Source organism: Azonexus caeni (assembly GCF_048146105.1).
Taxonomy (GTDB): domain Bacteria; phylum Pseudomonadota; class Gammaproteobacteria; order Burkholderiales; family Rhodocyclaceae; genus Azonexus; species Azonexus aromaticus_B.
Window position 1 is genome coordinate 1 of the sequence record NZ_JBKJAD010000029.1, and the last position, 25,699, is coordinate 25,699.

At 66.4% G+C, this 25,699-nt stretch carries 28 protein-coding genes; 10 read left to right on the plus strand and 18 right to left on the minus strand.

Annotated elements, in window-relative coordinates; genetic code table 11:
* Positions 1–963 (minus strand): type VI secretion system Vgr family protein (locus ACLIIZ_RS19160; protein WP_416694873.1); only part of this gene is annotated, 963 nt, incomplete at its 3' end.
* Between the two features lie 163 nt (positions 964–1,126).
* Between ACLIIZ_RS19160 and ACLIIZ_RS19165 the strand changes: the two genes are divergently transcribed.
* Positions 1,127–1,753, plus strand: a complete 627-nt coding sequence (locus tag ACLIIZ_RS19165) for a LysE family translocator (RefSeq protein ID WP_416694875.1) — start codon at positions 1,127–1,129, stop codon at positions 1,751–1,753.
* Positions 1,754–1,801: 48 nt separating this feature from the next.
* On the opposite strand, the gene ACLIIZ_RS19170 is transcribed toward ACLIIZ_RS19165, so the two are convergent.
* A complete protein-coding gene (locus ACLIIZ_RS19170; protein ID WP_416694877.1) occupies positions 1,802–2,254 on the minus strand; it encodes a hypothetical protein in 453 nt (150 codons plus the stop codon).
* 369 nt (positions 2,255–2,623) lie between these two features.
* On the opposite strand from ACLIIZ_RS19170, the gene ACLIIZ_RS19175 reads away from it, so the two are divergent.
* Together ACLIIZ_RS19175 and ACLIIZ_RS19180 are read left to right on the plus strand one after the other, a co-directional pair.
* On the plus strand, positions 2,624–2,827 hold the full coding sequence (locus tag ACLIIZ_RS19175) for a cold-shock protein (protein WP_416694880.1): 204 nt from the start codon (positions 2,624–2,626) through the stop codon (positions 2,825–2,827).
* 94 nt (positions 2,828–2,921) lie between these two features.
* Positions 2,922–3,098, plus strand: a complete 177-nt coding sequence (locus tag ACLIIZ_RS19180) for a hypothetical protein (protein WP_416694883.1) — start codon at positions 2,922–2,924, stop codon at positions 3,096–3,098.
* Here the strand turns inward: ACLIIZ_RS19180 and ACLIIZ_RS19185 are convergent.
* A complete protein-coding gene (locus ACLIIZ_RS19185; RefSeq protein ID WP_416694885.1) occupies positions 3,088–3,783 on the minus strand; it encodes a thiopurine S-methyltransferase in 696 nt (231 codons plus the stop codon). The two genes, ACLIIZ_RS19180 and ACLIIZ_RS19185, sit on opposite strands and share 11 nt — an antisense overlap.
* Positions 3,784–3,932: 149 nt before the next feature.
* Here ACLIIZ_RS19185 and ACLIIZ_RS19190 point away from each other — a divergent pair, with 149 nt between their 5' ends.
* Complete coding sequence (locus ACLIIZ_RS19190; RefSeq protein ID WP_416694887.1) at positions 3,933–4,733, plus strand: hypothetical protein; 801 nt, start codon at positions 3,933–3,935, stop codon at positions 4,731–4,733.
* A 203-nt stretch (positions 4,734–4,936) separates the two neighbouring features.
* A complete protein-coding gene (locus tag ACLIIZ_RS19195; protein WP_416694890.1) occupies positions 4,937–5,614 on the plus strand; it encodes an alpha/beta hydrolase in 678 nt (225 codons plus the stop codon).
* Positions 5,615–5,667: 53 nt separating this feature from the next.
* On the opposite strand, the gene urtA is transcribed toward ACLIIZ_RS19195, so the two are convergent.
* From urtA to ACLIIZ_RS19210, 3 genes are all read right to left on the minus strand, one after another.
* Positions 5,668–6,930 carry an urea ABC transporter substrate-binding protein gene (urtA, locus tag ACLIIZ_RS19200; RefSeq protein WP_416694892.1) on the minus strand — a complete coding sequence of 421 codons (1,263 nt, stop codon included), beginning with the start codon at positions 6,928–6,930 and terminating at the stop codon, positions 5,668–5,670.
* Between the two features lie 123 nt (positions 6,931–7,053).
* Entirely contained in the window at positions 7,054–7,248 is a 195-nt protein-coding gene (locus tag ACLIIZ_RS19205; RefSeq protein WP_416694895.1) for a hypothetical protein, read from the minus strand.
* A gap of 84 nt (positions 7,249–7,332) precedes the next feature.
* The gene (locus ACLIIZ_RS19210; protein ID WP_416694897.1) at positions 7,333–7,848 is read right to left on the minus strand and encodes a phasin family protein; all 516 of its coding nucleotides are present in this window, start codon (positions 7,846–7,848) and stop codon (positions 7,333–7,335) included.
* Positions 7,849–8,046: 198 nt separating this feature from the next.
* Between ACLIIZ_RS19210 and ACLIIZ_RS19215 the strand changes: the two genes are divergently transcribed.
* The gene (locus tag ACLIIZ_RS19215) at positions 8,047–8,718 is read left to right on the plus strand and encodes a glutathione S-transferase family protein (protein WP_416694899.1); all 672 of its coding nucleotides are present in this window, start codon (positions 8,047–8,049) and stop codon (positions 8,716–8,718) included.
* A gap of 45 nt (positions 8,719–8,763) precedes the next feature.
* Here ACLIIZ_RS19215 and ACLIIZ_RS19220 read toward each other — a convergent pair whose 3' ends face one another.
* Positions 8,764–8,943 carry a hypothetical protein gene (locus tag ACLIIZ_RS19220; protein WP_416694901.1) on the minus strand — a complete coding sequence of 60 codons (180 nt, stop codon included), beginning with the start codon at positions 8,941–8,943 and terminating at the stop codon, positions 8,764–8,766.
* Positions 8,944–8,951: 8 nt separating this feature from the next.
* On the minus strand, positions 8,952–10,370 hold the full coding sequence (gene ccoN, locus ACLIIZ_RS19225; protein WP_416694903.1) for a cytochrome-c oxidase, cbb3-type subunit I: 1,419 nt from the start codon (positions 10,368–10,370) through the stop codon (positions 8,952–8,954).
* Positions 10,371–10,563: 193 nt separating this feature from the next.
* Between ccoN and ACLIIZ_RS19230 the strand changes: the two genes are divergently transcribed.
* The 4 genes from ACLIIZ_RS19230 (at position 10,564) to ACLIIZ_RS19245 (ending at position 15,052) form a co-directional block, all read left to right on the plus strand.
* Positions 10,564–11,247, plus strand: coding sequence for an aspartate/glutamate racemase family protein (locus ACLIIZ_RS19230; RefSeq protein WP_416694905.1), 684 nt, complete (start codon positions 10,564–10,566; stop codon positions 11,245–11,247).
* Positions 11,248–11,503: 256 nt separating this feature from the next.
* Positions 11,504–12,187, plus strand: a complete 684-nt coding sequence (locus ACLIIZ_RS19235; protein WP_416694907.1) for a vWA domain-containing protein — start codon at positions 11,504–11,506, stop codon at positions 12,185–12,187.
* Between the two features lie 10 nt (positions 12,188–12,197).
* Positions 12,198–12,956: a PP2C family serine/threonine-protein phosphatase gene (locus ACLIIZ_RS19240; protein ID WP_416694909.1), complete on the plus strand. Its 759-nt coding sequence runs from the start codon at positions 12,198–12,200 to the stop codon at positions 12,954–12,956.
* Complete coding sequence (locus ACLIIZ_RS19245) at positions 12,953–15,052, plus strand: hypothetical protein (protein ID WP_416694912.1); 2,100 nt, start codon at positions 12,953–12,955, stop codon at positions 15,050–15,052. Before ACLIIZ_RS19240 ends, ACLIIZ_RS19245 begins: the two co-directional genes overlap by 4 nt.
* Positions 15,053–15,119: 67 nt before the next feature.
* Here ACLIIZ_RS19245 and ACLIIZ_RS19250 read toward each other — a convergent pair whose 3' ends face one another.
* The 10 genes from ACLIIZ_RS19250 to ACLIIZ_RS19295 form a co-directional block, all read right to left on the minus strand.
* Positions 15,120–16,208 carry an acyl-CoA desaturase gene (locus ACLIIZ_RS19250; protein ID WP_416694914.1) on the minus strand — a complete coding sequence of 363 codons (1,089 nt, stop codon included), beginning with the start codon at positions 16,206–16,208 and terminating at the stop codon, positions 15,120–15,122.
* Positions 16,205–17,317, minus strand: coding sequence for an acyl-CoA desaturase (locus ACLIIZ_RS19255; protein ID WP_416694916.1), 1,113 nt, complete (start codon positions 17,315–17,317; stop codon positions 16,205–16,207). Before ACLIIZ_RS19255 ends, ACLIIZ_RS19250 begins: the two co-directional genes overlap by 4 nt.
* Positions 17,314–18,426 (minus strand): sterol desaturase family protein, encoded by a 1,113-nt coding sequence (locus tag ACLIIZ_RS19260; RefSeq protein ID WP_416694919.1) that lies wholly within the window; start codon positions 18,424–18,426, stop codon positions 17,314–17,316. Before ACLIIZ_RS19260 ends, ACLIIZ_RS19255 begins: the two co-directional genes overlap by 4 nt.
* Positions 18,423–19,037 (minus strand): phosphatase PAP2 family protein, encoded by a 615-nt coding sequence (locus ACLIIZ_RS19265; protein WP_416694921.1) that lies wholly within the window; start codon positions 19,035–19,037, stop codon positions 18,423–18,425. Before ACLIIZ_RS19265 ends, ACLIIZ_RS19260 begins: the two co-directional genes overlap by 4 nt.
* The gene (locus ACLIIZ_RS19270) at positions 19,034–20,314 is read right to left on the minus strand and encodes a F390 synthetase-related protein (RefSeq protein ID WP_416694923.1); all 1,281 of its coding nucleotides are present in this window, start codon (positions 20,312–20,314) and stop codon (positions 19,034–19,036) included. Before ACLIIZ_RS19270 ends, ACLIIZ_RS19265 begins: the two co-directional genes overlap by 4 nt.
* Positions 20,315–20,378: 64 nt before the next feature.
* Positions 20,379–21,185: an MBL fold metallo-hydrolase gene (locus ACLIIZ_RS19275; RefSeq protein WP_416694925.1), complete on the minus strand. Its 807-nt coding sequence runs from the start codon at positions 21,183–21,185 to the stop codon at positions 20,379–20,381.
* Positions 21,178–22,191: an NAD-dependent epimerase/dehydratase family protein gene (locus ACLIIZ_RS19280; RefSeq protein WP_416694927.1), complete on the minus strand. Its 1,014-nt coding sequence runs from the start codon at positions 22,189–22,191 to the stop codon at positions 21,178–21,180. The genes ACLIIZ_RS19275 and ACLIIZ_RS19280 overlap by 8 nt, the downstream gene beginning before the upstream one ends.
* Complete coding sequence (locus tag ACLIIZ_RS19285) at positions 22,188–23,189, minus strand: 3-oxoacyl-[acyl-carrier-protein] synthase III C-terminal domain-containing protein (RefSeq protein ID WP_416694929.1); 1,002 nt, start codon at positions 23,187–23,189, stop codon at positions 22,188–22,190. The genes ACLIIZ_RS19280 and ACLIIZ_RS19285 overlap by 4 nt, the downstream gene beginning before the upstream one ends.
* A gap of 79 nt (positions 23,190–23,268) precedes the next feature.
* The gene (locus ACLIIZ_RS19290; RefSeq protein WP_416694931.1) at positions 23,269–23,778 is read right to left on the minus strand and encodes a hypothetical protein; all 510 of its coding nucleotides are present in this window, start codon (positions 23,776–23,778) and stop codon (positions 23,269–23,271) included.
* Positions 23,778–25,691, minus strand: a complete 1,914-nt coding sequence (locus ACLIIZ_RS19295) for a hypothetical protein (RefSeq protein ID WP_416694933.1) — start codon at positions 25,689–25,691, stop codon at positions 23,778–23,780. The genes ACLIIZ_RS19290 and ACLIIZ_RS19295 overlap by 1 nt, the downstream gene beginning before the upstream one ends.
* Positions 25,692–25,699: the final 8 nt, after the last annotated feature.

Below are 25,699 nucleotides of genomic sequence, written 5' to 3' on the forward strand. Positions count from 1 at the left end.
GTTCTGCCCGGCGGCGGCCTGGCGCACCGTGCTGTCGCCGGCGAAGCGGCGGTAGGCGGCTTCCCAGGCGGCCAGGCGCAGATCGGCATGGCGGCGGGCGGCGGCGCCGTCGGTGTAGCGGTAGGGGCGCGACGCGTCGTGCACTTCCATGCGCGGCACTTCGCCGTTGTCCTGCGTCGATTCGACTTCGGCGCCGGTGGCGAGCAGCGTCTTGTAGTCCCAGCCGGCGATGGTGACGGCGTTGGGCAGGGCGTTGCGGATTTCCTGCCAGGTCTGGACGGTGTCGCTCGCTTCGGTCGCGTTGTTGCGATGAAAACGTAACACCGGCTGCGCCAGGTCGGGCGGTGCCGTTTCGCGGTCGAAGATTTCCAGGCGGTGGCGGGCGTGCGTCGCCTCGTCGCCGGCCACCGCGTTCTGGTCGTGGCTGAAGCGGAAAGAGAGACCTTCCTCGGCGAGCAGGCGGCGGCAGTAGTCGAGGTCGGACTCGCGGTACTGCAGGGACAGGCTGTAGCGGCGCAATTCCTGGGTGACGCCGTGCGCCCAGTTGGCTTGCGGATGATCGGCAAAGAGCTGACCGAGGATCTCGAGCACCGTCTTGTCCTGGAAGACGTAGCTGTCGCGACGCTCGCGCAGCAGGGCGAGCCAGGGTTCCATGATCAGCCGGTAGCGGGCGAAGCCGCCATCGGCGCCGAGCTGCAGCGATTCGGTGACGTAGCCGTGCCAGGCGCGCTTGCTGCCGTCGGCCTGCAGCAGGCGCAGGGTGATCTCCTCGCCGGTCAGCGCCAGCAGGTCGAGGGTGGCGCTGGTGGAAATGCAGTCGATCTCGAAGCGGAACAGCTCATTGACCGCCTCGCGCCCGGAAAAGCGCTCGACGACCAGCGACGCTTCCGGCAGCGCCGTGGTGATCTCCAGCAGTCGGGCGTGTTGCGAGAGAAAGGCGGCAAACGGCGACGGGAGCGACATCGGTCTGGAGGGTCATGACGAGAGGATGGGGATTGCATCATGACAACGTCACTGTGGTCAAGTCATCGTCCGGCAAACACGTGGAAAAACCGGTGCCGGAGCCGCCATCGTCGCAGCCGCTGCCTTGCGTTATATTGCCGGCTTTGCCCGAGAGCCGACCGCCATGCTCAGTTTCGAACAGTTTTCCGGATTCCTGCTCGCCGCCATGCTGATCACCGCCGCGCCCGGTCCCGACAACATGATGGTGCTCGGCATGGGAATTTCGCGCGGGCGGCGCCAGGGGATCGCCTTCGGTCTGGGCTGTGCTTTCGGCTGCCTCAGCCACACCCTGCTCGCGGTGCTCGGCGTCAGCGCGCTGATCGCCGCCTCGCCGCAGGCCTTCACCCTGCTCAAGCTGGGCGGTGGGCTGTACCTGGTCTGGCTCGGCATCGGCGCCCTGCGCAGCCGGGGCGTGGCCCGGGTCGGCGTGGTCGATGGCGCGGCGGTGCCGTTGCGCCAGGTCTTTATCAAGGGGGTTTTCGCCAATGCGATCAATCCCAAGGTGATCCTCTTCTTCCTCTCCTTTTTGCCGCAGTTCGTGGTCGCCGGCAACGGCGGGATCGGCTGGCAACTGGCCCAGCTCGGCATCCTGTTCACCTTGCAGGCGGCGCTGCTGTTCGGTCTGCTCGGGCATTTTTCCGGCAGCGTCGGCCAGTGGCTGAACCGGCGTCCGCGCGCCGGGGCCATCCTCGACCGAATCGCCGGTGCGGTGTTCGTCGCCCTCGGCCTGCGCCTGATCATCGACCGGTAAACGCAACAGGCCCGGCGCGGGCCGGGCCGTTCTGCACGCAGCGGGTCTTCAGTTCAGATAGATGCCGCCGTGCCGGCTGGCGTAGGACAGGAAGTCGTCGATGCATTTCTGCAGCGCTTCTTCGAAGATGCTGTCCTGCCAGTTGTCCTTGCCATAGGTGACGCCGCCGGTATTGACGTAGTTGCGGCCGTTGTCGTTGGTGTAGTGGGCGGTAATCTCGATGCGCCGGTCGGCCAGGCGGCCGTCGAGGGTCAGGCCGCAATGGCCACCGTCGCGATAGCGCAGGGTGAAGGAAATGCAGGCGGGGAAACTCTTGACCTCGGCGCTGATCTGCCGTTCCGCGAGCTTGGCCTGGTAGGAAGCGACCACCGGCTGCAGGCGGGCGACCACCGTTTCCAGGAAAGCCTGGTTTTCGGCCGGCATGTCCGCGGAACCGGTATCGGCTCGGCTGGCACGGGAAATCTTGGCATCGATGCTGCTGAAGAACTCTTCGCGATTCACTGCACACCTCCCTGACGTGTTGAAATTCCTTGGTCTGGCGACCGCCGCACGGGCGTGCCCGCGCAGTTGAACTGCTGTCTGATTGGGGAGGGGAAGTCTTGTTGTTTTTGGAATCCGGGCGATTATGCCATCGTCGGCAGACGCTTTGGGGACTTTCCCGCGCGGAAAATGATCGGGCTGTCGAGAATTGCTTTGCTATTTCTCTTGGCAACGCGTATTGTGCACCGCAGCGATTTTCAAACAGTGTCGTTTTCTGCCGGTTTAGCCCCGTTGTTGCGGCGTTTCTCCCCATTCTGACCTCGCCGTCTTGATCTCGCCCCATTTACAGGGGCTCGGGCCCCGATTCATTTTTTACCGGAGATAACAGACATGGCCAACGGCACCGTCAAGTGGTTCAACGATTCCAAGGGTTTCGGCTTCATCACCCCCGATGAGGGCGGCGAAGACCTTTTCGCTCATTTTTCCGCCATTCAGGGCCAGGGTTTCCGCACCCTCGCCGAAGGTCAGCGCGTCAGCTTCGACGTGACGACCGGTCAGAAGGGCAAGCAGGCCGGCAACATCCGCGCTGCCTGATACCGGCGGGGCCGCTGGTCGGCCCGCTGGCACTGCAACCCCGGCATCGCCGGGGGTTTGTTTTATTGAGACAGGAGGCCTTGTGGCCACACCCATGAATATTGAAAATCGCCGGCACGAAGCCTTGCATCTGCTGGCCGCTGCACGCATCACCGCATTACCCTATGGCAACGCCTGGTGGCTGGTCGGCGACGGCATCAGCCACGTGGTCGGCGAACTCGCCGGCATTTCCCCCGATCATCTGACCCGCTTCGCCGTCGTCAATCGCTGATCGGCACTGGCGGCGCGCTTTCGTCCCCGCCCAGCAAATACGCCTTATGCACCGAGCGCGGCTCGCTGATCGTGCCGTTTCCGGCCAGCAGCGCGGCACAATGCTCGACATGCAGCAGTCTGACGCGGAAATGCGCCGCGTACAGACCTTCCACTTCCGCCGAACTGCCGCTGGCATCGGCTTCGCTTTCCCCGTCATCGAGATCTTCGACCGTCAGCAGCAGAATGCGGCAGTCGTCGGGCAGGATCGCCCGCAGGTGGGCGACGTAAGCGGGGCGCAGGGCTTCCGGTAGCGCGGTCAGCGCGGCGCGATCGTAAACTGCGCTGACCCCGGCCAGGTCTTCCCGACGCAGGGCGAAGAAATCGCCGCAGTGGATGGTCAGCCGTTCCTGCGCCCAGCATTCCAGCGCGCCGTGCGCGCTGCGTTGCGGGCGCAAGCGGCTTTCCCGGAAAAAGGCGTTGACCGCCACCGTACTCAGTTCGACGCCAACGATGTCATGCCCCTGGCCGTGCAACCACATCAGGTCGAGGCTCTTGCCGCAAAGCGGCACGAAGACGCGCGCCGCCGGCGCGACGCCGACCTCGGCCCAGCAGCGCTGGAGCAGGGGGTGGACATGGTCGAGGTGAAAGTCGATCCGGTTGGCGCGCCAGTTTTGTTTCCAGCGCAACTGGTCGGGATGGTCCATGGCGGAGTCTTTCGAAAAGCGTCGGAGGACGACGGCAGCGGCATCGCCGCGCGGTCGCGGAAGCTTTTCAAGGCGCCGGGCGCAGATTCAAGCCCCTCAACTATGCCCGCATGCGGGTCTGGCGGCAAACTGAAGCGTGATTTCTGCCAATGTTATCCGCTGATTTTTTCTGGTGGATGGCTGAAATCGGCCAAGCGGGGGCTTGGCTGTTACATTTCAATATCAGCACAAGCTCCGGTTATTCGTTTGGTATGAAAATGATGAGTCTACTTCGCATACTTTCTGTCATGGCCTTGGTCGTTTATGGCTCAATCGAAGTGCAAGCAGCAACGCTCCCCGCGCCAGAGTTGGTGTTGCGTGACTATGCCAGGCTCGAATTGGATACGCCCGTTGGGAAGGTCTTGGTTCATGCCGGGAAAGGTTTGGAACGGACCTATGAGTGGGATGGCTGTTCGCTGTCATCTAGCATGTTTGCGCGTCGCTCGCGCTGGTACGGTAGTCTCGGTGCCTATGATCCAGCGGGCCGGTTTGGACCGATAGATGCTCTCCGCGACAAGTTTCGTGCTTGTAAAGGTATTTCGCGGACCGTGGTTGAAGAGGGGCAAATCCACTTCGATGATGAGCAAGCGGCCGAAGCGTGGATAAAGAGATATTCCACAATTTCAACGACGGTCTGGACTAACGATGGACTTTTGGCCCAGTGGCGAATCGTTCCTTCGCGTGACCAGTTCAGTTTCGACCTTTGGCGAATATGTGTTCGGGGTCTCCCTCCCAAAAAGCTCGGCGGGGCTAAAGATGACGCAATAAAAGTGTTCCACAAAGATGGGCCATCAGGCGCACTCCATGAGTGTGCAAGGGTCGGTGCTGAGGTCGTCGCTGAAACCCAGAAAGTTTGGCAAGAGCACTGGAAGCAAGTGGACGAATGGAATGCACGTGCCAAACGCCAATAAGAAAATGCAAATCACGCTGGACAGCGATAATCCGCGTTCGGCGGCATCGTTCGCTTCAACGATAATTGGCCGTTTTCGGAAAATTGCTTCGCCTGCTCAGTGGCGGTGGCAGCCCTCAAAGTGCTTGAAATTCTCTTTGCTTGACCCTGGTGCAGCCCGGTATTTCCGGGTAAAACGCAAGTCAGGACAGAGGAGCAGCGAAAATGAACGAATACTTGCCGGCAATTGAAATCGAACATGGCAGCAACCCGCAGTTCGCGGTGATCTGGCTGCATGGCCTGGGTGCCGATGGTTCGGACTTCGTGCCGGTGGTGCCGGCGCTCGGCCTGGCGGAATCGCCCGGAGTGCGTTTCGTCTTCCCGCACGCGCCGGTGATGCCGGTGACCTGCAACGGCGGCTGGGCGATGCCGGCGTGGTACGACATCCTGTCGCTGACGCCGGGCGAGCGGCGCATCGACGAGGCTGGCCTGTTGCGTTCGCGGGCGGCGCTGCGCCGCCTGATCGGGCGCGAGGGCGAGCGTGGCATCCCAGCGGCGCGGGTTTTCCTGGCCGGTTTCTCGCAGGGTGGGGCGGTTGCCTACACGACGGCGCTGACGCATCCGCAGGCGCTGGGCGGGGTGATCGCGCTGTCTACTTACCTGCCGTCGCCGGGGCTGGTCGAGCGCGAGGCGACAGAAGCCAATCGCGGCATTCCGGTGTTCGCCGCGCACGGCGACGACGATGACGTGGTGGCGCCGGCGCTTGGGCGCCAGGCGCGGGATTTCCTGCAGGCCGCCGGTTACGCGGTCGGTTGGCGGGAATATCCGATGGCGCACGAGGTCTGCTTCGAGGAAATCGCCGCCATCGGCGACTGGCTGCGCGAGCGTTTCGCCGCCGCCTGAATGCGAAAAACGGGGCCGCGGCCCCGTTTGTTCTTCGTCCAGGAAAAGCTGGCTTACTTGCCTTCCGGCACGTCCTTCTTCTTGTCGTTGCCCGGGATGTAGGGCGACCACGGGGCGGCGCGGACCGGGCCCTTGGTCTTCCAGACCACGTTGAACTGGCCGTCGGCCTTCACTTCGCCGATGAACACCGGCTTGTGCAGGTGGTGGTTCTTCTCGTCCATCTTCACCGTGAAGCCGGACGGCGCCTTGAACGACTGGCCGGCCATGGCGGCGATGACCTTGTCGGTGTCGGTGGACTTGGCCTTCTCGACCGCCTGCGCCCACATGTGGATGCCGATGTAGGTGGCTTCCATCGGGTCGTTGGTGACGACGGTGGAGGCGTTCGGCAGCTTCTGCTTGGCGGCCCAGTCCTTGTACATCTTGATGAACTTGGCGTTTTCCGGGTTCTTCAGCGACTGGAAGTAGTTCCAGGCAGCCAGGTGGCCGACCAGCGGCTTGGTATCGACGCCGCGCAGTTCTTCTTCGCCGACCGAGAAGGCGACGACCGGCACGTCGGTGGCCTTGAGACCGGCGTTACCCAGTTCCTTGTAGAAGGGCACGTTGGAGTCGCCGTTGATGGTCGACACGACGGCGGTCTTCTTGCCTTCGGAAGCGAACTTCTTGATCTTGGCGATGATGGTCTGGTAATCGCTATGACCGAACGGGGTGTACTCTTCCATGATGTCGGCTTCGGCGACGCCCTTCGACTTCAGGAAGGCACGCAGGATCTTGTTGGTGGTGCGCGGATAGACGTAGTCGGTGCCGAGCAGCACGAAGCGCTTGGCTTCGCCGCCGTCCTTGGACATCAGGTATTCGACGGCCGGGATGGCTTGCTGGTTGGGCGCGGCGCCGGTGTAGAAGACGTTCTTCTCGAGTTCTTCGCCCTCGTACTGGACCGGGTAGAAGAGCAGGCCGTTCAGTTCCTTGTAGACCGGCAGGACCGACTTGCGCGACACCGAGGTCCAGCAGCCGAAGGTGACGGCGACCTTGTCCTGGGTCAGCAGCTGGCGGGCCTTTTCGGCGAACAGCGGCCAGTTGGAGGCGGGATCGACGACGACCGGTTCGAGCTTCTTGCCCATCACGCCACCCTTGGCGTTGATCTCCGCGATGGTCATCAGCGCAGTTTCCTTGAGCGCCGTTTCGGAAATCGCCATGGTGCCGGACAGCGAGTGCAGGATGCCGACCTTGATCGTGTCGGCGGCGTACGCCGTCATGCCGATGGAGGAGAGGGCGGCGGCCAGGACGGTGGCCTTGATGAAATTGCGACGAGTGCTCATGAGTGCTCCTGGATCTGATGGGTTGAACGATTCGGAAAACCGTTTGCTGCGGTGCAACGTCAGATTAAGGAGGCCGGCCCGGCCGGCAAATACGTCAGATTGCGTAGGGTACGCAGCGCTCGTTCAGCCGAGCGATTTTTCCAGTGCGGCGAGCAGTTTCAGCGCGCGTTCGCGATTCCTGGCGATCGCTGCGGCTTTCTCTTCGACGTTCTCGGCGTCGGCGCGCGAAGCGGCGATCAAGGCTTCCTGCGGCGTCATGCCGCCCAGCGCAGCGTGCAGCAGGCGGTCGAGTTCGGGATCCTGGCCGGATTCGGACATGGGGTTTCCTGTTCGGGTGGAAAAAGCCGGTGGAAAAAAAGCCCCGCGGGTCGCGCGGGGCTTTTCGCGCCGGAAGTTTCTGGCTTACTTGCCTTGCTTCATCGCGGCGGCGATGTTCTTCTGGGCGACGTCGGCGAATTGCTTGGCCATCGCGTTCATGTTGCCGAAGGCCGAGTTGGCAGCGGCGATGGCGCTTTGCACGGCGGCAACGGCACCTTCGGAACCGGCCGGGGCGGACTTGGCGGCCAGGTCGACCATGTTGCCGATCGACTTCTGGAATTCGCTGAACTGGGTTTCGACCATCTTGGCCAGTTCTTGCTGGGTCTGGGTGGAGATTTCGTAGACCGAGCGCGAGTAGGCGACAGCCTTCTCGATCGCCGGCTGGGCCAGCGCCTTCTGGGCGGCCAGAGCGGCTTGCGGGTCCTTGGCTTCGAGCACCGTCTTGACGCCGGCTGCGCTGTCTTCCAGGGCGGCACGGGCGGTGTTCAGGTTGAGCGCGGCGATGCGCTCGGCGGAAGCCAGTGCCGTATTGGCAACGGACAGCAGGGAATCAACGGTGGCCTTGTTGGCGGCGGCGAATTGCTCGGGGGTGATGGACATTGCTGTCTCCTGGAAAACGGGTTGGTGGTGAGATTCAGCTTCAGTATATCCGCTATGCAGGCAAAATTGTGCACTGCAGCAAAAATAAATTTGATCCCGGCAAACGCAGTTTCGTGCCGCCCTTGGTTTATCGCCATTCATGCCCTTATCATTGGCGGCGATCGCCAAGGCACTGGCATCTCCCGAAAGGAAACCCCCATGTACGACCTCTACATCGGCAACAAGAACTACTCGTCCTGGTCGCTGCGCGCCTGGCTGCTGCTCAAGCATTTTTCCATTCCCTTCGCCGAGCACCTGGTGTCGGTCGCCGGCCGCGACTACAACCCCTTGCTCAAGCCGATCGCCGGCAACGCCCGCGTCCCGGCCCTGCACGACGACGGCTTCCAGGTCTGGGACAGCCTGGCCATCGCCGAATATCTGGCCGAGCGCGAACCGCGCATGTGGCCGGCCGACGCTCGGGCACGCGCCCGCGCGCGCAGCGTCTGCGCCGAAATGCACGCGGGTTTCATGAACCTGCGCCAGGCGATGCCGATGAACCTCAAGCTGCGCCTCAAGGGCAAGCCGGCGACACCGGAAGTGCAGCGCGACATCGACCGCATCGTCGAAATCTGGGAAGAAGCGCGCGAATACTTCGCCATCGGCGAAGGCCCCTGGCTGTTCGGCGATTTCTCGATCGCCGACGCGATGTTCGCGCCGGTCGCCTGTCGCTTCACCGTCTACAACGTGGCGCTGCCGCCGGTCGCCGCCGCTTGGCAGGAAACCCTGCTCGACCACCCGGCGATGCGCGAATGGCAGGCCGCCGCGCTACTCGAGCGCGAGGCGCACGCGCATTACGACTGCCTGGCCGAGGAGTACGGCGGGGCGCGCTGATCCGCAATCGACAACGGGGGCCGCGGCCCCCGTTTGCATTCCGGCTCAGCGGCCGGTGAGCAATGCCCGACGCCGCTCCGCTTCGGCTTCCGGGTCGTTGAAGGGCAAGGCCGCGGCGGCCGAGAAATCGCCGTCGCGAGCGCCGTCGCAGGCCCAGGCGCAGATCGCCAGGAAGCCGAAGAAGGCGAGCAGGGTGTAAGCCGGCAGCAGCAGGTCGAAGCTCATCGCCGTCCTCAGTGCTGGGCGGCCGGAATCACCGCCACCGACTCGATCTTGCCGGCGGCGATGGTGCGGAACATGTTCCAGGCCATCAGCAGCATGCCAGCGAGGAAGAACACACCGCCCAACCAGCGGATTGCCCAGAACGGGTAGGAGCCCTTGACGCCTTCGACGAAGCTGTAGGCGAGCGTGCCGTCGGCGTTGATGGCGCGCCACATCAAGCCCTGCATGACGCCGGCGATCCACATCGCGGCGATGTAGAGCACGGTGCCGATGGTCGCCAGCCAGAAATGCACGGTGACCAGGCCCGGTGCGTACATCTCGCGGCGCCCGAAGAGGCGCGGCAGCAGGAAGTAGATCGAGCCGATCGACACCATCGCCACCCAGCCCAGCGCCCCGGAATGGACGTGGCCGATGGTCCAGTCGGTGTAGTGCGAGAGCGCGTTGACCGACTTGATCGCCATCATCGGCCCTTCGAAGGTGGACATCCCGTAGAACGACAGCGAGGTGACCAGGAACTTCAGGATCGGATCATCGCGCAGTTTGTGCCAGGCGCCCGACAGCGTCATGATGCCGTTGATCATGCCGCCCCACGACGGCGCCAGCAGGATCAGCGAGAAGACCATGCCGACCGATTGCGTCCAGTCCGGCAGCGCGGTGTAGTGCAGGTGGTGCGGGCCGGCCCACATGTAGGTGAAGATCAGCGCCCAGAAGTGCACGATCGACAGCCGGTAGGAATAGACCGGGCGCCCGGCCTGCTTGGGCACGAAGTAGTACATCATGCCGAGGAAGCCGGCGGTCAGGAAGAAGCCGACCGCGTTGTGGCCGTACCACCACTGCACCATCGCATCCTGCGCGCCGGCGTACAGCGAGTAGGACTTGGTCAGCGACACCGGCACGGCGGCGCTGTTGACGATGTGCAGCAGCGCGACGGCGATGATGAAGGCGCCGTAGAACCAGTTCGCCACGTAGATGTGGCCGACCGTGCGGCGGGCGATGGTGCCGAAGAAGACCACCGCATAAGCCACCCAGACCAGCGCGATGAGAATGTCGATCGGCCACTCCAGTTCCGCGTACTCCTTGCTGCTGGTGATGCCGAGCGGCAGCGTGATCGCCGCCAGGACGATCGCCAGTTGCCAACCCCAGAAAGTGAACGGGATCAGCGGCCCGCCCCACAGCCGGGTGTGGCAGGTGCGCTGGACCACGTAATACGACGTGGCGAACAGCGCGCAACCGCCAAAGGCGAAGATCACCGCGTTGGTATGCAGCGGGCGCAGGCGGCCAAAGTGGAAATACGGCGCCACGTTCAATTCCGGCCAGACCAGTTGCGCGGCGATGACAACGCCGACCAGCATGCCGACGATGCCCCAGATGACGGTCATCACCGCAAACTGCCGGACGACCTTGTCGTTGTAATTCGTGATGTTGGACATGAACCCCATTCCCTGTTGTTGGTGAAATCCCCTGGCCGGCGCATGCAAGCCGCGCTGGACCGCGTTTTGTCGGTGGGACAGGGAAAAGGTTCAATCCAGTTTCGGTTTTTTTTGCGGCGGCCGCCGGCGGGCAATGACGTCGGGTTTGTCGCTACAATCCCGACGGAATTCCCGAAAACGCGAAGGAAGAAACGTGCAAACCATCGGCATCATCGGCGGCCTCGGGCCGGAAGCGACGATCGACTACTACAAGCGCATCGTTGACCACTTCCACGCCCGCAACCAGAGCCTGGCCGTACCGGAAATCGTCATCGTCAGCGTCGACATCACCCGCCTCTTCGCCATGGTCGAGGCCGGCGACCGGGAAGCGCTCGCCGCCTGGCTGGCCGGCAAGGTCCGCGCGCTGCACGCGGCCGGCGCCGATTTCGCCGTCCTCTCCGCCAACACGCCGCATGTCGTGTTCGACCAGGTGCAGGCCCGGTCGCCGATCCCGCTGCTCAGCATCGTCGACGCCACGCTCGCCGCCGCCCGCGCCGCCGGTTACCGGCGCCTCGGCCTGCTCGGAACCGCCTTCACCATGCAAGCCGGCTTCTTCGCCGGCGACGGCCTCGCCATCTTCGTTCCCGAACCCGAAGAACAGCAGCGCATCCACGCTCGCTTGGTCAACGAAATCGAACACGGCATCTTCAACGATACGACCCGGCAGGAATTCCTCGCCATCATCCGCGCCCTGCAGGCGCGCCACCAGCTCGACGCCATCATCCTCGGCTGCACCGAACTCCCGCTGCTCCTGCACGACGGCGACACCGACATCCCCTTCCTGAACACGACCGCCATCCATGTCGAGGCGATCTGCCGCCGTTGCGGTGCAGACTGAAATGGTACGGATGAGAATCCTGCAATTGCTGTTGATGCTGATCCTGCTCGGGGGATGTGCCATAGCAGGCAGTGGGGCACGGCAGGATGGCAGTTTGGTGTCGCTGGACCGCCCCGTGGTGCCCAAGCAAGTAACTGTCGAGGGAAGTGCCACGAGGGAATGACCGGGGTTTCGTTTGACATATGACATATGGGGAACCGATACTCCCCGGCTTTGTTGAATCCACATTTTCCTTGTCGCAGGGTTTTCAATCACCATGACCGATATCACCATTCCCGACGTAGCGCTGGTGGATAACACCGAACAGCGCACTCCGCTTGTCCTCGTGCTCGACAGCTCCGGCAGCATGGGGGGCGAGCCAATTCAACAACTCAACGCGGGGCTGGCGTTGCTGGAGCAGGAGCTCAAGAGTGACGCCATTGCCGCCAAGCGGGTGCGGGTACTGGTGATTTGCTACGGCGGCAATGACAGCGCCGAGATTGCTGCCGACTGGCATGATGCAATGGATTTCAGCGCGCCGACGCTGGCAGCGAATGGCACCACCCCTACCGGCCAGGCGGTCGATCTGGCATTGGCCAAGATCGAGGAAGAAAAGCAGCGCTTCAAGCAGGCTGGCATTCCCTATACCCGTCCCTGGATGTTCCTGATGTCCGATGGTTCGCCTACCGACGATTGGCAGGCCAGCGCACAGCGTGCCCGGAGTGCGGAACAGGGCAACAAGCTCGCCATTTTCCCGATCGCTGTCGGCGAAGGCGCGCAGAGCGAGACGCTCGCAGAATTCACCGTCAAGGGAAGCGCCGGGGTCAAGCGCCTGACCGGGCTACGTTTCAACGAACTTTTCCTCTGGCTCAGCGCCAGCATGAAGGTCGTTTCGCAGTCGCGTCCCGGCGGTCAGGCCCAATTGCCGGCGACCGACGCCTGGTCCAGCGCCCCCGTCTGATCGGCGGTCGATGGTCTGGCGCGTTTTTGCCGCAGCGGCGGTCGGGTCTTCGCATGTCCAGGCAGGCTTGCCCTGCCAGGATGCCTATGCCTTCCAGGTGGTGGGCGATGCACTGGTAGCTGCCGTCTGTGATGGCGCCGGTTCGGCTGCTTCCAGTCATGTCGGGGCCGCAGTGGTATCTGCCGCGGTGGTCAACGAAGTGGCCAGCCATCTGCTCAGCGCCAGGGCCAGCGGCAGCAAGCCCTGGCCGGAGACGGTGGAAGAGGCTTACGGCTGGCTGCGTGAGCTGCTGAGCGAGGTTCGTGCCCAACTGGTCAGGCATGCGCAGGCTGCCGAATCGCCGCTGGCCGATTTCGCCACCACCTTGGTCGGTGTCGTGACTACGCCGGCCGGCGGCTGGTTTTTCCATGTCGGCGATGGTGTCGGTGTCGCCGACGCGTGCGACGCCGGGAGCACCGTCTCGCAGCCCGAGAACGGCGAGTACGCCAACGAAACCTACTTCATCACCGGCGAGGACTGGGCGCGCCACCTGCGCCTGCTGCGCATCGTGGCGCCGCAGCGTCTGGCCCTGATGAGCGACGGCGCTGCCAGCTTCGTGATGGGCAAGGGCAACCAGACCTTGTTTGCCCCTTTCATCACCCCGGTCGAGAAGTTCCTGCTGGCCACCGACGAAACCAGCGGCAGTGCGGCCCTGGCGCGGACGCTGAGTGATGCGCGCACCGACCGTATCACCCCGGACGACAAAACCCTGCTGCTTGCCTACGCATGACGGCGGCACGGCGCAGCGCTCAAACTGTCCTTGCCGGTGACGGCCGCCGGCTGACGCTGGGCAAGCACCTCAAGAGCGGCGGTGCCGGCAGCATCTATCTGTTGCCGGAAGCACCGACCGAGGTCGCCAAGATCTACCACCCGGGTTTTGATCGTTCCGCGAGCGAGCGCAAGCTCGCGGCGCTGATCGCTACGCGGCCCAAGTTGCCCGATATCGTCGAGGGCGGTCAGCGCTATGTCCAGATGGCCTGGCCAAGTACCACGTTGCACGAACGCAACGGGCAGTTCTGTGGTTTCCTGATGCCGGCCATCGACATCGCTGCCACCAGTGAACTCGAACTGGTGCTGCAGGAGAAGCAGGCGCGTGCCCACGGTCTGCCCACCGGCCTGGGCGCCAAAATCACCCTGGCCGCCAATCTCGCTGCCGTGATCGCCGAACTGCATGCCCAGCATCACTATGTGGTCGATCTGAAACCGGTGAACCTGCGTTTCTACCGGGAGAGGTTGTACATGGCGCTGCTCGATTGCGATGGCCTGAGCGTGCACACCCCCACGGATCGCTTCCACGCCACGCAGTTCACGCCCGAATATCTGGCGCCCGAGTTTCAATCCGGCCAGGTCAGCAACGACGGCGAAGAACGGCAGGACCGTTTTGCGCTGGCCGTCGTTATCTTCCAGTTGCTCAATTTCGGGCTGCATCCCTTCGCAGGCCGGCCGCAGGGCGACCGCGTGCCGACCGACCTGCCGGGGCGCATCGCCGGCCGTTTTTATGCCTACGGGCAGGCGGCGCACAAGCGGATTGCGCCCGTCCCGTCGAGCACGCATACCCTGCTGCCTGTCGAATTGCGCCAGATGTTCGATCTCGCCCTGGGCTCGCGCGATGGCCGCGTCCGTCCCACGTCCGCGCAGTGGGCGAGCGTGCTCAAGGATTACGCTCGCCGGAGTGCTGGCAAGCTCGTGGTCTGCAAACGCAATCCCGAACACCAGCACTTTGCCGGCCTGGTTTGCGCGGCCTGCGTTCGTCAGGGACATATCGAGAAGTCGGCCAAGCGTCGTCCCCAGCCCGTGGCAAAGCCGCAGCCATCCCCGCCGTATGTCGTGTCGCCACAATTTCTGGTCAGCCAGCTACCGCCCGTGGCTCCCCCGGCTAGCGTCAATGTTCTTGGCACTAGCAGGGGGTTGAGTGTGTTGCTGCTCATCATCGTGATCTTTGTGATTGTGATGGTATTTGCCTCCAAGTCTGAATTGCCGCCGTCATCATCCTTGCTGCCGTCAGCATCCGTGCCGGAGGTCGCCACGCCAAAGCAGGATGAGACGGTAGTTACAATAGTCAGCGCAGGCGATGTTGCAAGAGAACTATGGGGTGACGACGAATGGGAACGCGAATTGCGCCGGGCCGGCGAGCTGGCATTGAAAGGCGAAGGCTTGCCATTTCGCGAGCAGATGAGAAGGCTCGAGCTCAAGGCGCCGGTTGAACTCAGTCTGACTTATCCGGACAGGAAGCGCCAATCCGAGCTTCAGAGTGACTATTACTGGCTCGTGACGAAGCCAGGCAGTGATGCCATGAAGCAGCGTGAGCAAGTGCGGCAAGCGCTCTACGAACTGAATCCGTATGAGCAAGGCCTCGCGTCGGAACAAGCCTTTTTCTCCGCGATAAAGCTGACGCCATTGCGGGCGCAGGCAAAAGGGCAATCGTCGCAAGCGCCGGAGACGCAGGCCTATCAGCAGGCCTTGGCGCAGGTCGAGCGCGCGTTTGCCCACAGTCTGCGTAGCGCCTACCTATTCGATAGTCCGATGCGGGACCCCTGGCTTGGTCTGGCGATGATGTATTTCGAGCGAGAGCAATACGAAGCGGTGACCGGGGCACTGGCGATTTACCACGGTCTGCCAGAGACCTCGGACAGCTTTGATAATACCCGGCTCGATCTCATGCGTCGGACCTGGCTGCAGCGCGACGACCACAAGCGGGCGCGCTGGGACATCCTCGATGCCCGGGCGAAGATTGCCAATGCCAGGTTGAACGGTAGCGCGGTGGCGCCGGATATTGCCGAGCTGGCTGCCCGACCCTGGCCGGACGAGCCGGCAGCCGAAAAGTAAAGAAAGCAGCAGGAGGCCGGTCACAGCGCTGAGGCACGGCTCGGTCGCCCGGCAAGCCTGCAGCCGCTTATTTCCCCGGTCCCGCCCCCATCCGTCCAAGAAAAGCCTGTTGTTCGCGCAGGAAACCGCGCAGGTCGGGGCGTTGGTAGGGGATGCCGTGTTCGGGGGCGAGGCGGGCGATGAGGTTGGCCAGCGCTGGGTAGTGGCGGTGGCTCCAGTCGGGGAAGAGGTGGTGGGTGAGGTGCAGGTTCATGCCGCCCAGCCAGTAGCCGAGCCAGCTGGGGGTGATCTGCCAGTCGAAGGTGGTGAGGAACTGGTGTTCCCAGCGCCCGTGGGCGAAGCGGCCGTCGGGCGGGGCGGCGAAGAAGCGGCCCTTGGCCCAGTGGGTGCCGAGGATGAGCAGCACGAAGAGCAGCGAGGCGGCGCTCAGGCTGAGGAAATAGGCGAGCAGGATGGTGGCGGGGGCGATCCGCCCGGCGCAGAAATAGAGCGGCAGGCCGATGCCCAGCGTCAGGTGGGCGGCCTTGGCCAGCAGGAAGCCGGCCCAGCCGCGCCAGCCCGGCGTCGCCATGCGGGCGCCGACCGGGGTGCGGCCGGCGCGGTCGAGCCAGTCGAAGGAGCAGATGATGGCGGGGAAGGTCATCGCCGCCACCAGCGGCCAGTACCAGCGTTGCCAGCGCATGAAGGGCCGCCAGCGCTGGTGCGGGGTCTGGCGCAGGACGCCGTTTTCCTCGATGTCGAGGTCGTGGCCCTGCACGTTGACGCGGGGGTGGTGAAAGATCACGTGGCGCACCCGCCAGCATTCGGGGTCGAGGCCGAGCGGCAGGCTGACCAGGCGGTTGAGCCAGCGGTTGCCGCGGGCGCTGCGCAGGAAGGCGTTGTGCGAAGCGTCGTGCACGACGTTGATGGCGAGCAGCATGGCGGCGGCGACATAGATGAAGTAGGCGACGCCGAAGGCGGCGGCCGTGGCCTGGGTCAGCGCGCTGGCGTAGGCGGTGGCGGCGACGGCGACGAGCAGCAGCAGCTTGCCGATCATGCCGGCGTCGGCGCCGCGGTGGTCGTTGCGGGCGGCCAGCCAGGCGCCGGCGGCGCTGTCGAGGGCGGCGCGCAGCGCCTGGTCGTCGCGCCCGAAATGCAGCGGCGGCGCCGTCTTCATCCGCTTTCCCCGAGTGGCTGGCGGCCCATTTCGCGCAGGAAGCGGCGCTGGCCGGCGAGCAATTGGCGGTAGCCGAGGCAGCGGTAGGGCAGGCCGTGTTCGGCGGCGGTGCGGGCGACGATGTCCGCCAGCGCCGGGTAGTGGCGGTGGTGCCAGCCGGGGAAGAGGTGGTGGGTGAGGTGCAGGTTGAGGCCGCCCATGCCCCACTGCAGCCAGCGCGGCGTCGGCAGCCAGTCGCAGGCGGTGGCGAAATTGTGCCGGTGCCAGCCTTGCGCCAGGCGGCCGTCGGGCGGCGCCGGGTAGAAGGCGGCCTGTGCCCAGTGGGTGCCGAGGAGCAGGAAGACGAGGAGCAGCGAGCCGGCCATCTGCGCCGCCAGGTAGCAGGCCAGCGCCAGTTGCCAGCCCAGGCCGTGGGCGTCGGCGGCGGCCAGCGGCAGGCCGAGCGCCAGCAGCAGGTGGCCGAGTTTGGAGGCAAGGAACAGCGCCCAGCCGCCGCTTCCCGGCAGCAGCCCATGCTGGCGCAGCGGCGTGCGGCCGAGGCGGTCGCGCCAGTCGAACACCCAGGCGATCCAGGTCAGCGACAGCGCGGCGATCAGCGGCCAGTAGCGGTGCTGCTGGCGCATGTGCGGCCGCCAGCGCTGGAAGGGCGTCTGGCGGAAGATGCCGTTTTCCTCGGTGTCGAGGTCGTAGTGCTCGATGTTCGGGTAACGGTGGTGGAAATCGACGTGGCGCACCCGCCAGTAATCGGGGTCGATGCCGAGCAGCAGCGTGACCAGCCGGCCGACGACGCGGTTGCCGCGCCGGCTGCGCAGGAAGACGTTGTGCGAGGCGTCGTGATTGACGTCGATGTTGAGCAGCATGCAGACGGCGATCGCCGCCAGGTAGGCGCCGGCGAAGCCGCTGGCGGTACCGGCCGTCAGGCTGAGCAGGTAGCAGGCGAGGCAGGCGGCGGCGAGCAGCGCCGCCTTGCACAGGTGGGCGCCATCGGCGTGGCGGTGGTCGCCGCGCGCCGCCAGGTAGCTGCGGGCGCGCGCCTGCAGCGCCTGTTCGAAAGCCACCTCGCCGCTGCTGTCGGGCGCGGCGTAGCAGAGCGGCGGCAGCGTCCTCATGCCGCAGCCGCCGACCGGCGGCCAATGCCCAGCGCCAGCGCCAGCCCGTGCAAGGCCAGCGGCAGCATCAGCCACGGCCAGAACCCGGCAAACCAGCGCAGGCCGCCCAGCCAGGCGGCGGGCAGGGCAAGGCAGAGCGCCAGCCAGGCGAGCGGCGCCCAGCGCCGGCCTTCGGCCATGCCGCCAAGGACCACCGCGCCGCTGGCGAGCAGCGCGAAGAGCACGACCTGGGCGACATCGACGGCGCCGTAACCGTAGCCGTAGCGGTCGACATAGCCGACGACCAGCGCGAACAGGAGCAGGGCGCCGCTGGCGATCGCCCAGTCGGCGCAGGCGAAGCGGGCCGCCGGCGGGGTGCCGGCGCTGCCGCCGAGGAGGCGCAGGAAAGGCAGGTTGCTCGCCCAGAAGGGGTTTTCCGGCGGCGTTTCGCGACCGACGCCGTAGCTGAACGGGGCGGCCGGCAGTTCGCGTTCCAGGCTGCCGAACAGGCGGTCCCAGAACGAGAAGCTGCCGCCGAAATTGCTGTTGCAGTAGCGCGCTTCGTTCACGTGATGGACGCGGTGCAGCGCCGGCGTGATCAGGATCGCTTCCAGCCAGCGCAGGCGCGGCACCAGCGCGTTGTGGTTGTAGAACTGCACGCTGTAATGCAGGATCGAGACGGCGACGAACACCGATAGCGGCACGCCGAGCAGCGCCAGCAGCAGGAAGAAGGGAATCGAGGTGAGCGAGGAATACCAGGAATTGCGCACGCCGAGCGAGAGGTTGAAATGCCGCCCCTGGTGGTGGATCAGGTGTACGGCCCAGAACGGCGGCCACTGGTGGTGCAGGCGGTGCAGCCAGTAGAAGCCGAAATCCCAGGCGAGCAAGGCGAACAGCCAGACCGCGGCGGGCGGCCAGGCGGCCAGCAGGTCCAGGCTCCAGTGCGCGGCGGCGTAGCCGTAGCAGGTGATTTCGAGGCCGCGGAAGAGCCACAGCATGAGGTGGCCGGAATCGATGTTGAAGACGACATCGCGCCAGTTAACCGGCTGGCGCCCGCTCAATTGCAGGAAGATTGCTTCACCGAAAACGAAGATCAGCATGCAGGCGATGGGCCAGGCGAGTTCGCTCATGACGGGGCTCCTAGCGTCAGGGTGGCGGGGGCGAGCCAGCGCCGGCACAGCCAGGCGGCGGCAAAACCGAGGGCGACGCCGGCCGCCAGGTCAATGGCGAGGTGGCGGCGCAACTGCAGGATGGAAAGGCCGATCAGCGCGCCCCACGCCCACAGCAGCAGGTTGCGCAGCGGCCGCCGGGGATCGTGCAGGGCGAGGATGGCGAGCGTGGTCAGCGCCATGTGCAGCGAGGGAAAGCAGTTCTGCGGCGAATCGACGGCGAGCAGGCCGGCAAGCAGCGTGCCGCTGAGGCCGGCGGCGGCATAGTCGGGATAGGCGAGGGTGGTCGGCCACAGCATGAAGACCGTGCCGGCGGCCAGCGCCGCCGCCTGGAAAGCGCTGCGCAGCCAGCGCAGGCGCTCGGCCGGGCAGTTGAGGAAGGCGAGCGGGACGATCAGGAAGAACGACAGGTAGGGCCAGACCGCGTGCGGGCTGTAGGGAATCAGGCGGTCGATGACGCCGGGTTCGAGGACCAGACCCGGCCCCTGGAAGCGGTCGCTGAGGTTGTAGACAAGGCCGACGCCGCCCCAGCCGAAGAGCATCTGGCGCAGCCGGAATGCAGTGCTGGTCATGAGGCGAGGCGCCGGATGCGCCGCCGCTTGTGCCGGAAATCGGCGGGCAGCGGCTGGCTGGCGAGCTGCCAGTGCAAAGTGGTGACGGCGACGCCCTGGCGGGCGAAACCGGCGATCAGCGCGGCGCGGCAGCGTTCGATGTCGGGCAGGGGGCAATCGGCGGTCAGTTGCAGGCGGTCGGCGCCGTGCTGTTCGAGCCGGTAGTCGGCGGTCAGCGGCAGCGCGTTGGCGATCAGGCGGCTGCACAGGTCGGCGAACACCGGTTTGACTTGCCCGTCGGCGCCGGGCAGCAGCAACTGGTCGTCGCAACGCCCCTCGATCGCCGCCAGCGCCAGGCCGGCGCGGCCGCAGGGGCAGGGCTCGGCGCGGCGCACCAGGACGTCGTCGAGGCGGTAGCGGACGATAGGCTGGGTCTGCCGCGTGAAGTCGGTGACCCAGGGCGTGAAGCGCTGTTCGTCCAGCCACTGCGGTTCGATGCGCAGGAATTCCTCGTTCAGGTGCAGCGTGCCCTGCGGGCAGGTGGCGGCGAGGAAACCCTCGGTCGCCTGGTAAACCTCGCCGACGCGCGGAAATACCTCGCCGAGCAGCGCCCGGTCGGCCGGCTCCAGCACTTCGGCGACCGAAATCACCAGCTTGGGCGCGATGCGCAGGCTGCCGTCGCGCACCGCCAGCGCCAGCGCGCGTAGCACCTGCGCCGGCGCGACGACGATGCTTGGCCGCTCCGCCTGCAGGCGCGCGCATTGCGCTTCGAAAGGCGCGAACAGGTCGTGAAAGGCGAGGCTCAACCAGCGGTTGTCGACGCTGTGGTAGAGGTGGTTGTCGGCGCGCAGGAAGAGCGCGACGCGCTCGCCGGCGGTCAGCCCGTCGGGCAGCAGGCGCGCCAGCATGACGCCGGCCCAGGCCGCCTGCTCCCGCGGGCTGACGACGAACAGCCCGCGCTGCCTGGAGGTGCCGGACGACAGCCCGACGCTGTAGCGGCCGACGCGCGGCGTGAAGTCGCGCTCGGCCTCGCTGCGCCGCGCCACCGCCAGCAGTTCATCGCGCTTGAGGCCGGCGGTGTTGATGGCGTCGAAGTGCTGCATCATCAGCGCCTTGTCCATCGTCGGCCAGTCGGCGAAAGGCAGTTCGGCGCAGCGCGCGAAATAGGGGCTGCGCACCAGCACGCGCCGCGCGTAACGCCGCAACTGCCGGTCCTGATGGGCGAGCAGCGCGGCACGGTCGGCAAACTGCAGGCGCCGCGTGCGCAGGTAGTGCCAGAGCGTGGTCAGCGCGATCATGCGGCGGCCTCGCGCTGACACCTGCTGGCGGCGGCTCGGGCGGACTGGCGAAGCGGCAGGGCGTTCACAGTTCCCCCTCGTGGCACAGCAGGATGCGCGCCTTGCCGCCGCGATGCAGCGCGTGCAGGCGGGCCAGGGTGTCGTAATAGGCGGCGCGGTCGTCCATCAGCAGGTGGGTGAGGCGGGCGGGGCCGCGCTGCTCGCGGTAGCCCTGCGGCGCCCAGGCGGCGTCGCTGGCGAGCAGGGTCCAGCCGTCGGCGGTGTGCACGAAAGCGCCGATCTGGCCGGCGGCGTGGCCCGGTAGCGGGACGAGCAGGATTTCGTTGCGGCTCTCCGGCAGCGCCCAGGCCCATTCGAAGGGCGCCAGTTCGGCCGGCAGGCGGACCAGCGGAAAACTTTCGACGAATTGCAGCGTCGTCTCGAAGCCGGCCGGGATCAGCCCGGGCACGAAAGCGCGGCGCAGCGCACCGAAACCGCGCAGGCCGCGCGTGCGCTGCCAGCCTTCGCCCGAACAGAGGCACGGGGTGGCGGCGAAGTCGTGGAGGCCGGCGATGTGGTCGCCGTGGAAATGCGAGAGGAGCAGCCCGCTGATGTCGCGCGGCGTCAGGCCGACGTCTTTCAGTTGCGCGAGCAGCGCCTCGTGGGCGGCGAAATGCACCGGCGTGATCGCCGCGTAGAGGCGGAAGATGCCGGTGCTGGTGTGCTGGCGGAAATGCTCGGCGTAGCCGGTGTCCCACAGCCAGTGGCGGCCGCCGACGCCGAGCAGGTAGGCGCGCGCGGGAAAGCGGCAGATCCGCCAGCCAGCGCCGCGCAGCGCCATGCCGGCCGGGTGAGTGCAGTAGCCGACGGTGAAGGTGGTCAGCTCAGCCATCGACCGCCTCCTTGCCGCGCTGCCAGGCGGCGGTGCGGCGGATGCCCTCGGCCAGCGGGACGATCGGGCGATAACCGAGTTCGGCGATGGCGCGGCGATTGTCGAGGGTCATGTCGAAATTGACCGCGCCGACGCTGTAGCGGGTCAGCGGCGGCTCGCGCCGGGTGAGGGCGGCGACTGCCTCCATGCCGGCGGCGACGCCGTGCAGCAGCGGATAGGGCAGCGCCTGCAGGCGGTAGGCGAGGCCCATTTCCTGGCGCAGCAGGCGGTCGAGCAGGTCGATCAGGCGGCCCGGCTGGTGGTTGCTGATGTTGTAGACGGCGGCGGCCGGCAGTTGCGGCTGGGTGGTGGCGAGCTGCAGCGCGTGCACGACGTTGCCGACGTAGGTCAGGTCGAGTACCGCAGCGCCGCCGCGCGGCAGGCGCAGGACGCCGCCGTCGCGTTCGATCTGGCGCAGCAGGCGCGGCAGGATGACGCGGTCGTGCGGGCCGAACAGGGCGCGCGGGCGCAGCATCGTGTAGCGGGTGGCGGGATGGCGGGCGGCGAGTTCGCGGATCGCCTGCTCGGCGGCGTACTTGCTGGCGGCGTAGGCGTTGGCGAAGCGCGCGGCGCGGAACTCCTCGCCGACTTCGTGGCGGTGCTGGAAATCGAAATAGATCGACGGCGTAGACACCTGCACGAAGCGCGGTAGCCCGCGTTCGCCGGCCGCCGCGGCAAGTTTCCGGGTGGCATCGAGGTTGGCGGCCTGGAACGCCGCCGGGTCGCCCCAGGGCGCCGACAGCGCGGCGCAGTGCCAGAGCGCGTCGATGCCGTCGAGCAGCGCGGCGCACTCGGCGGGAGAGGCCAGCGCCAGATCGAGCGGCACGAATTCGGCGCCGCGGGCGGCCAGTGCGGCGCCGGCCGGCAAATCGCGGCCGCTGGCGCGCACCTTGAAACCGGCCGCCAGCAGCCATTCGGCGGCGTTGCGCCCGAGCCCGCTGGTGGCGCCGGTAACCAGGTATTTCACGGCAGGAAGGTGAGGCCGCTCAGCGTCAGCCCGGCGGCGGTGCCGATCAGCAGCGCCGGCCGGCCGGCGATCAGGCGGCCGCTCGAAAATGCCGCGTGCAGCGCGCTGGGAATCGACGCGGCGACCTGGTTGCCGCGTTCGCGGTAGATGTCGATCAGCGCCGAATTCGGCACCCCGAGCCGGCGGCGCATGTGTTCCAGCGACAAGTGGCTGGCCTGGTGAGGGATCACCGTCGCCAGGTCGGCCAGTTGCAGCGCGCTGCGCGCCAGCAGGCGGCGGAAGAAATCCTCGATCAGCGCCGAGGCCTGGCGGAAGATGCGGCGGCCGTCCATATGGAACAGGAAATCGCTGTCGGCGATGCCGGCGCGCGGGTTGCGGCGGGTACCGCCGGCGCGGATCTCGCAGTATTCGATGCCTTCCGGGTAGGTTTCGAGCAGGCCGGCGATGATCCCGCTGCTGCCGTCGCCGCGTTCGACGATGGCGCAGGCGGCGCCGTCGCCGAAGATCAGCGCCGATTCCTCGTCGGCCCAGTCGATGCCGCGCGACGCGAGATCGGCGGAGACGATGGCGATGCGCCGGTAGGCGCCGCCGTTGAGCAGCCCGCCGGCGACCTGCAGCGCCTGGATGAAGCTGACGCAACTGGCGTTGATGTCGAAGGCGGCGGTGCCGGCCGGCAGCCGGCTGGCGCGCAGGACATGGGCGGCGCTGAAAGGCAGCGCCTGGACGGCGATCGCCGAGGCGTAGAGCAGCAGGTCCACCGACGCCGGGTCGAGGTCGGCGCGGCGCAGCGCGTCGTTGAGCGCCGCCGCGGCGAGTTCGCTCTGGCTGGCGTCGGCACTGGCGTGGTAGCGGCAGGCGATGCCCGAACGCTTTTCGACATAACCCGGTCTCCTGCCCAGGCGGCGGTCGAGTTCGCTGGAATCGACCCGGTTGGGCGGCAGGGCGTGGCCGGTGGAGAGAATCTTCAGAGGCAGGCTGACGGCGGGGGGATTTTTCATGAAACCTTTGCAAGGAGCGCGCGGCGCGGCCGGAATATGCCATGCCTATAGGCGGGTGGCAATTGCGCCGGCATGGCGCCTACTTGTGGGCGTCGAATTCGCTCGACTCGCTCGCCCGATGGCTGACCAGCGCGTCGCCGAAGTACAGAGTGTAGGTGTCGGCGCTTGCCGTGTAGTCCAGCAGGCTGTTGGCGAAGCGCGGCCGGCAGGGGATTTCCGGCAGCGCCTGGGCGAGTTCCGCCGGGTAGCGGCCGTGCGCGGCGCGGTAGTCGGCCAGCGCCTGGCGCACCGTTTCGCCGCGATCGACGCATTCGTTGAAGGCGCGGATGTGTTCGTCGGCGCCGAGTTGCCAGGCGTGCAGGCCAAGGCCGGCGAGGAGCAGTGCCGCCAGCAGGCGGCGCCAGAGGCCGGCGGTGACCAGACAGGCAAGCAGCCCGGCGAGGACGACGATGCCCGGGATGATGATCACGAAATCGCCGATCTGGCCCGGGGCGGTGCCGCGGTAATAGGCGGCGGCGAGCTCCGGGAGGATGGCGAGGCGGGCGGCGAGCCGGAGGGCACGGCGCCAGCGGTCGGCGGTCTGCACCATCAGGCGTTTTCTTCGCTGCCCTGCTCGACCGGCCGGGCGAAATCCGGCGCGAACAGCATGCCGTGGCGGACGATGCGCAGGACGCTGGCGTGGCCGCCTGCGTCGCGGCAGGCGGCGGCGAGCGCCTGGCGGCGCGCGGCGATGCCGGCGAAGAGCAGGTCGTGGGGTGTCTCGGTCAGCGCCGGATCGTCGACCAGCAGGCAGCGCTCGGTGAAGTTTCCGGGGCCCTCGTAGCGGGTTTCGCAGATGCCGCGCAGGAAGGTGAAATCGAGTTCGTCGGCGGTGAACCAGAGGAAGCCGGGGAGCGGGTAGTGGCCGGGCAGGTCGCGCCAGGTGGCGGTAGCGAAGTCGACGATGCGGATCGTCCCCGGTACCGCCGGCGGCGGCTCGGCGATAACCAGCGCCAGGTAGCGGCCGCAGTGCGACCAGATGAATTCGCCGAGCACCGGGCCGGGATCGACGCCGCAGGAAGTCGCGCAGCGGTAGGGGGCGTAGGGCGTGGCCGGGCCGTAGCCGGGCAGGGGGAAAAGTTCGGCGCGGTAGTCGGGATGGGCGCGGTTCTTCAGTTCGATCACCGTCGCCAGGCGCTGCTCGCCACCCTTGAAGCAGGCTGCCAGGTCGATGCGGTAGAGCGCGTGGCGCTCGATCCGGGTGCGCATGCGGCGCTGCGGCTGGCCGTCGGCATCCCGGTAGTCGACCTCTTCTTCGTCCCAGGGGTAGGTCGACGATTCCTGGCAGCTTTCGGCGCGGTCGTGGGCGACCGAGCGCTGCAACAGGGCGACTTCGGCGAGCAGCATGCCGGGGCCGCCGGCGCGCATCTCGCCCAGGCTGGCGTGCGGGAATTCATCGGCGCTGGTGAGCGGCAGTTCGCGGGCGGCGGCGGGGGCGAAGACGCCGTCCGGCATCAGGTCGAAGAGGCGCTCGCCGATGACCAGGAAGCGTCCTTCGTGTTCCGCGCTGTCGATCCAGCAGGCACTGGTGTGGCGCGTTTCGATATCGAGCAGATAGCTGTCGACGAGTAGCGCATAGCTCGGCGGGTCGAAGCGCAGGAAAGGGTTGTCGCGCAACGGTCGCCGGTCGGGAACGAAGATCAGCGTGTGGCGGCCGCCGCTGCTGCCGACGCTGACCGCGTCGTGGCGCGGCAGCGGTTCGCGCTGGGCGTCGTCGAGCAGCCACCAGCCGTCGTCCTCGACCAGCGGGATGGCCGGCTGCTCGGCGATCAGGTGGTCGATGTCGAGGCTCACCGGTTCGGTTCCGCTCAGCGACGAAACCGTGCTATGGATCCGGCCGTCGTTGATGGCGTCGATCTCCCACGGCAGATCGCTCGCCGACAGGGCGTAGGCGAGGTGTCGTTCGAAGTCGACCAGCAATGTTCCGCCATTGCGCGACGACAAACTCATCACTGCGTAGCGCCCGTCGTCGGCGATCTTCACCGACGGCCCGACGTTCTGAAATGCGCAGCGATTGGAAAACACTAGGTCGCCGTGGCTTGGTTCGTCCCACCAGGCATTGCTGTTGTCGTGGAATTGCCAGGTGATGCGATGGCCGCCATAGCCGCTGCCCGAGTTGGCGGGTTGCGTGACGGCTCCGCAGCCCGGGGCAGACGTCAGCGAATAGCGATCCCGCAGCAGGCTGAAGATCACCGCCGTCGCCAGCCAGAGGACGACTGGGGCGATGATCATCGACAGCAGATGCCCGCGCACGCCGTAGCCGGCCAGCACCTGCAGCCCGGCGCCGGTGCACAGCCCGCCGAACAGGTAGGCGAAGGCGCGTTGCAGCCCGGCCCAGCGTGGCGGGTGGCAGGCGACGTAGCCGAGGAGCAGCGCCAGGCCGGCGAACAGCCCGTAGCTCAAGGGGACGAACAGGCCGCCCGGAATGCCGGCGACGATCAGCAGCCAGTGACGGAGTTTCATCGCGCGTT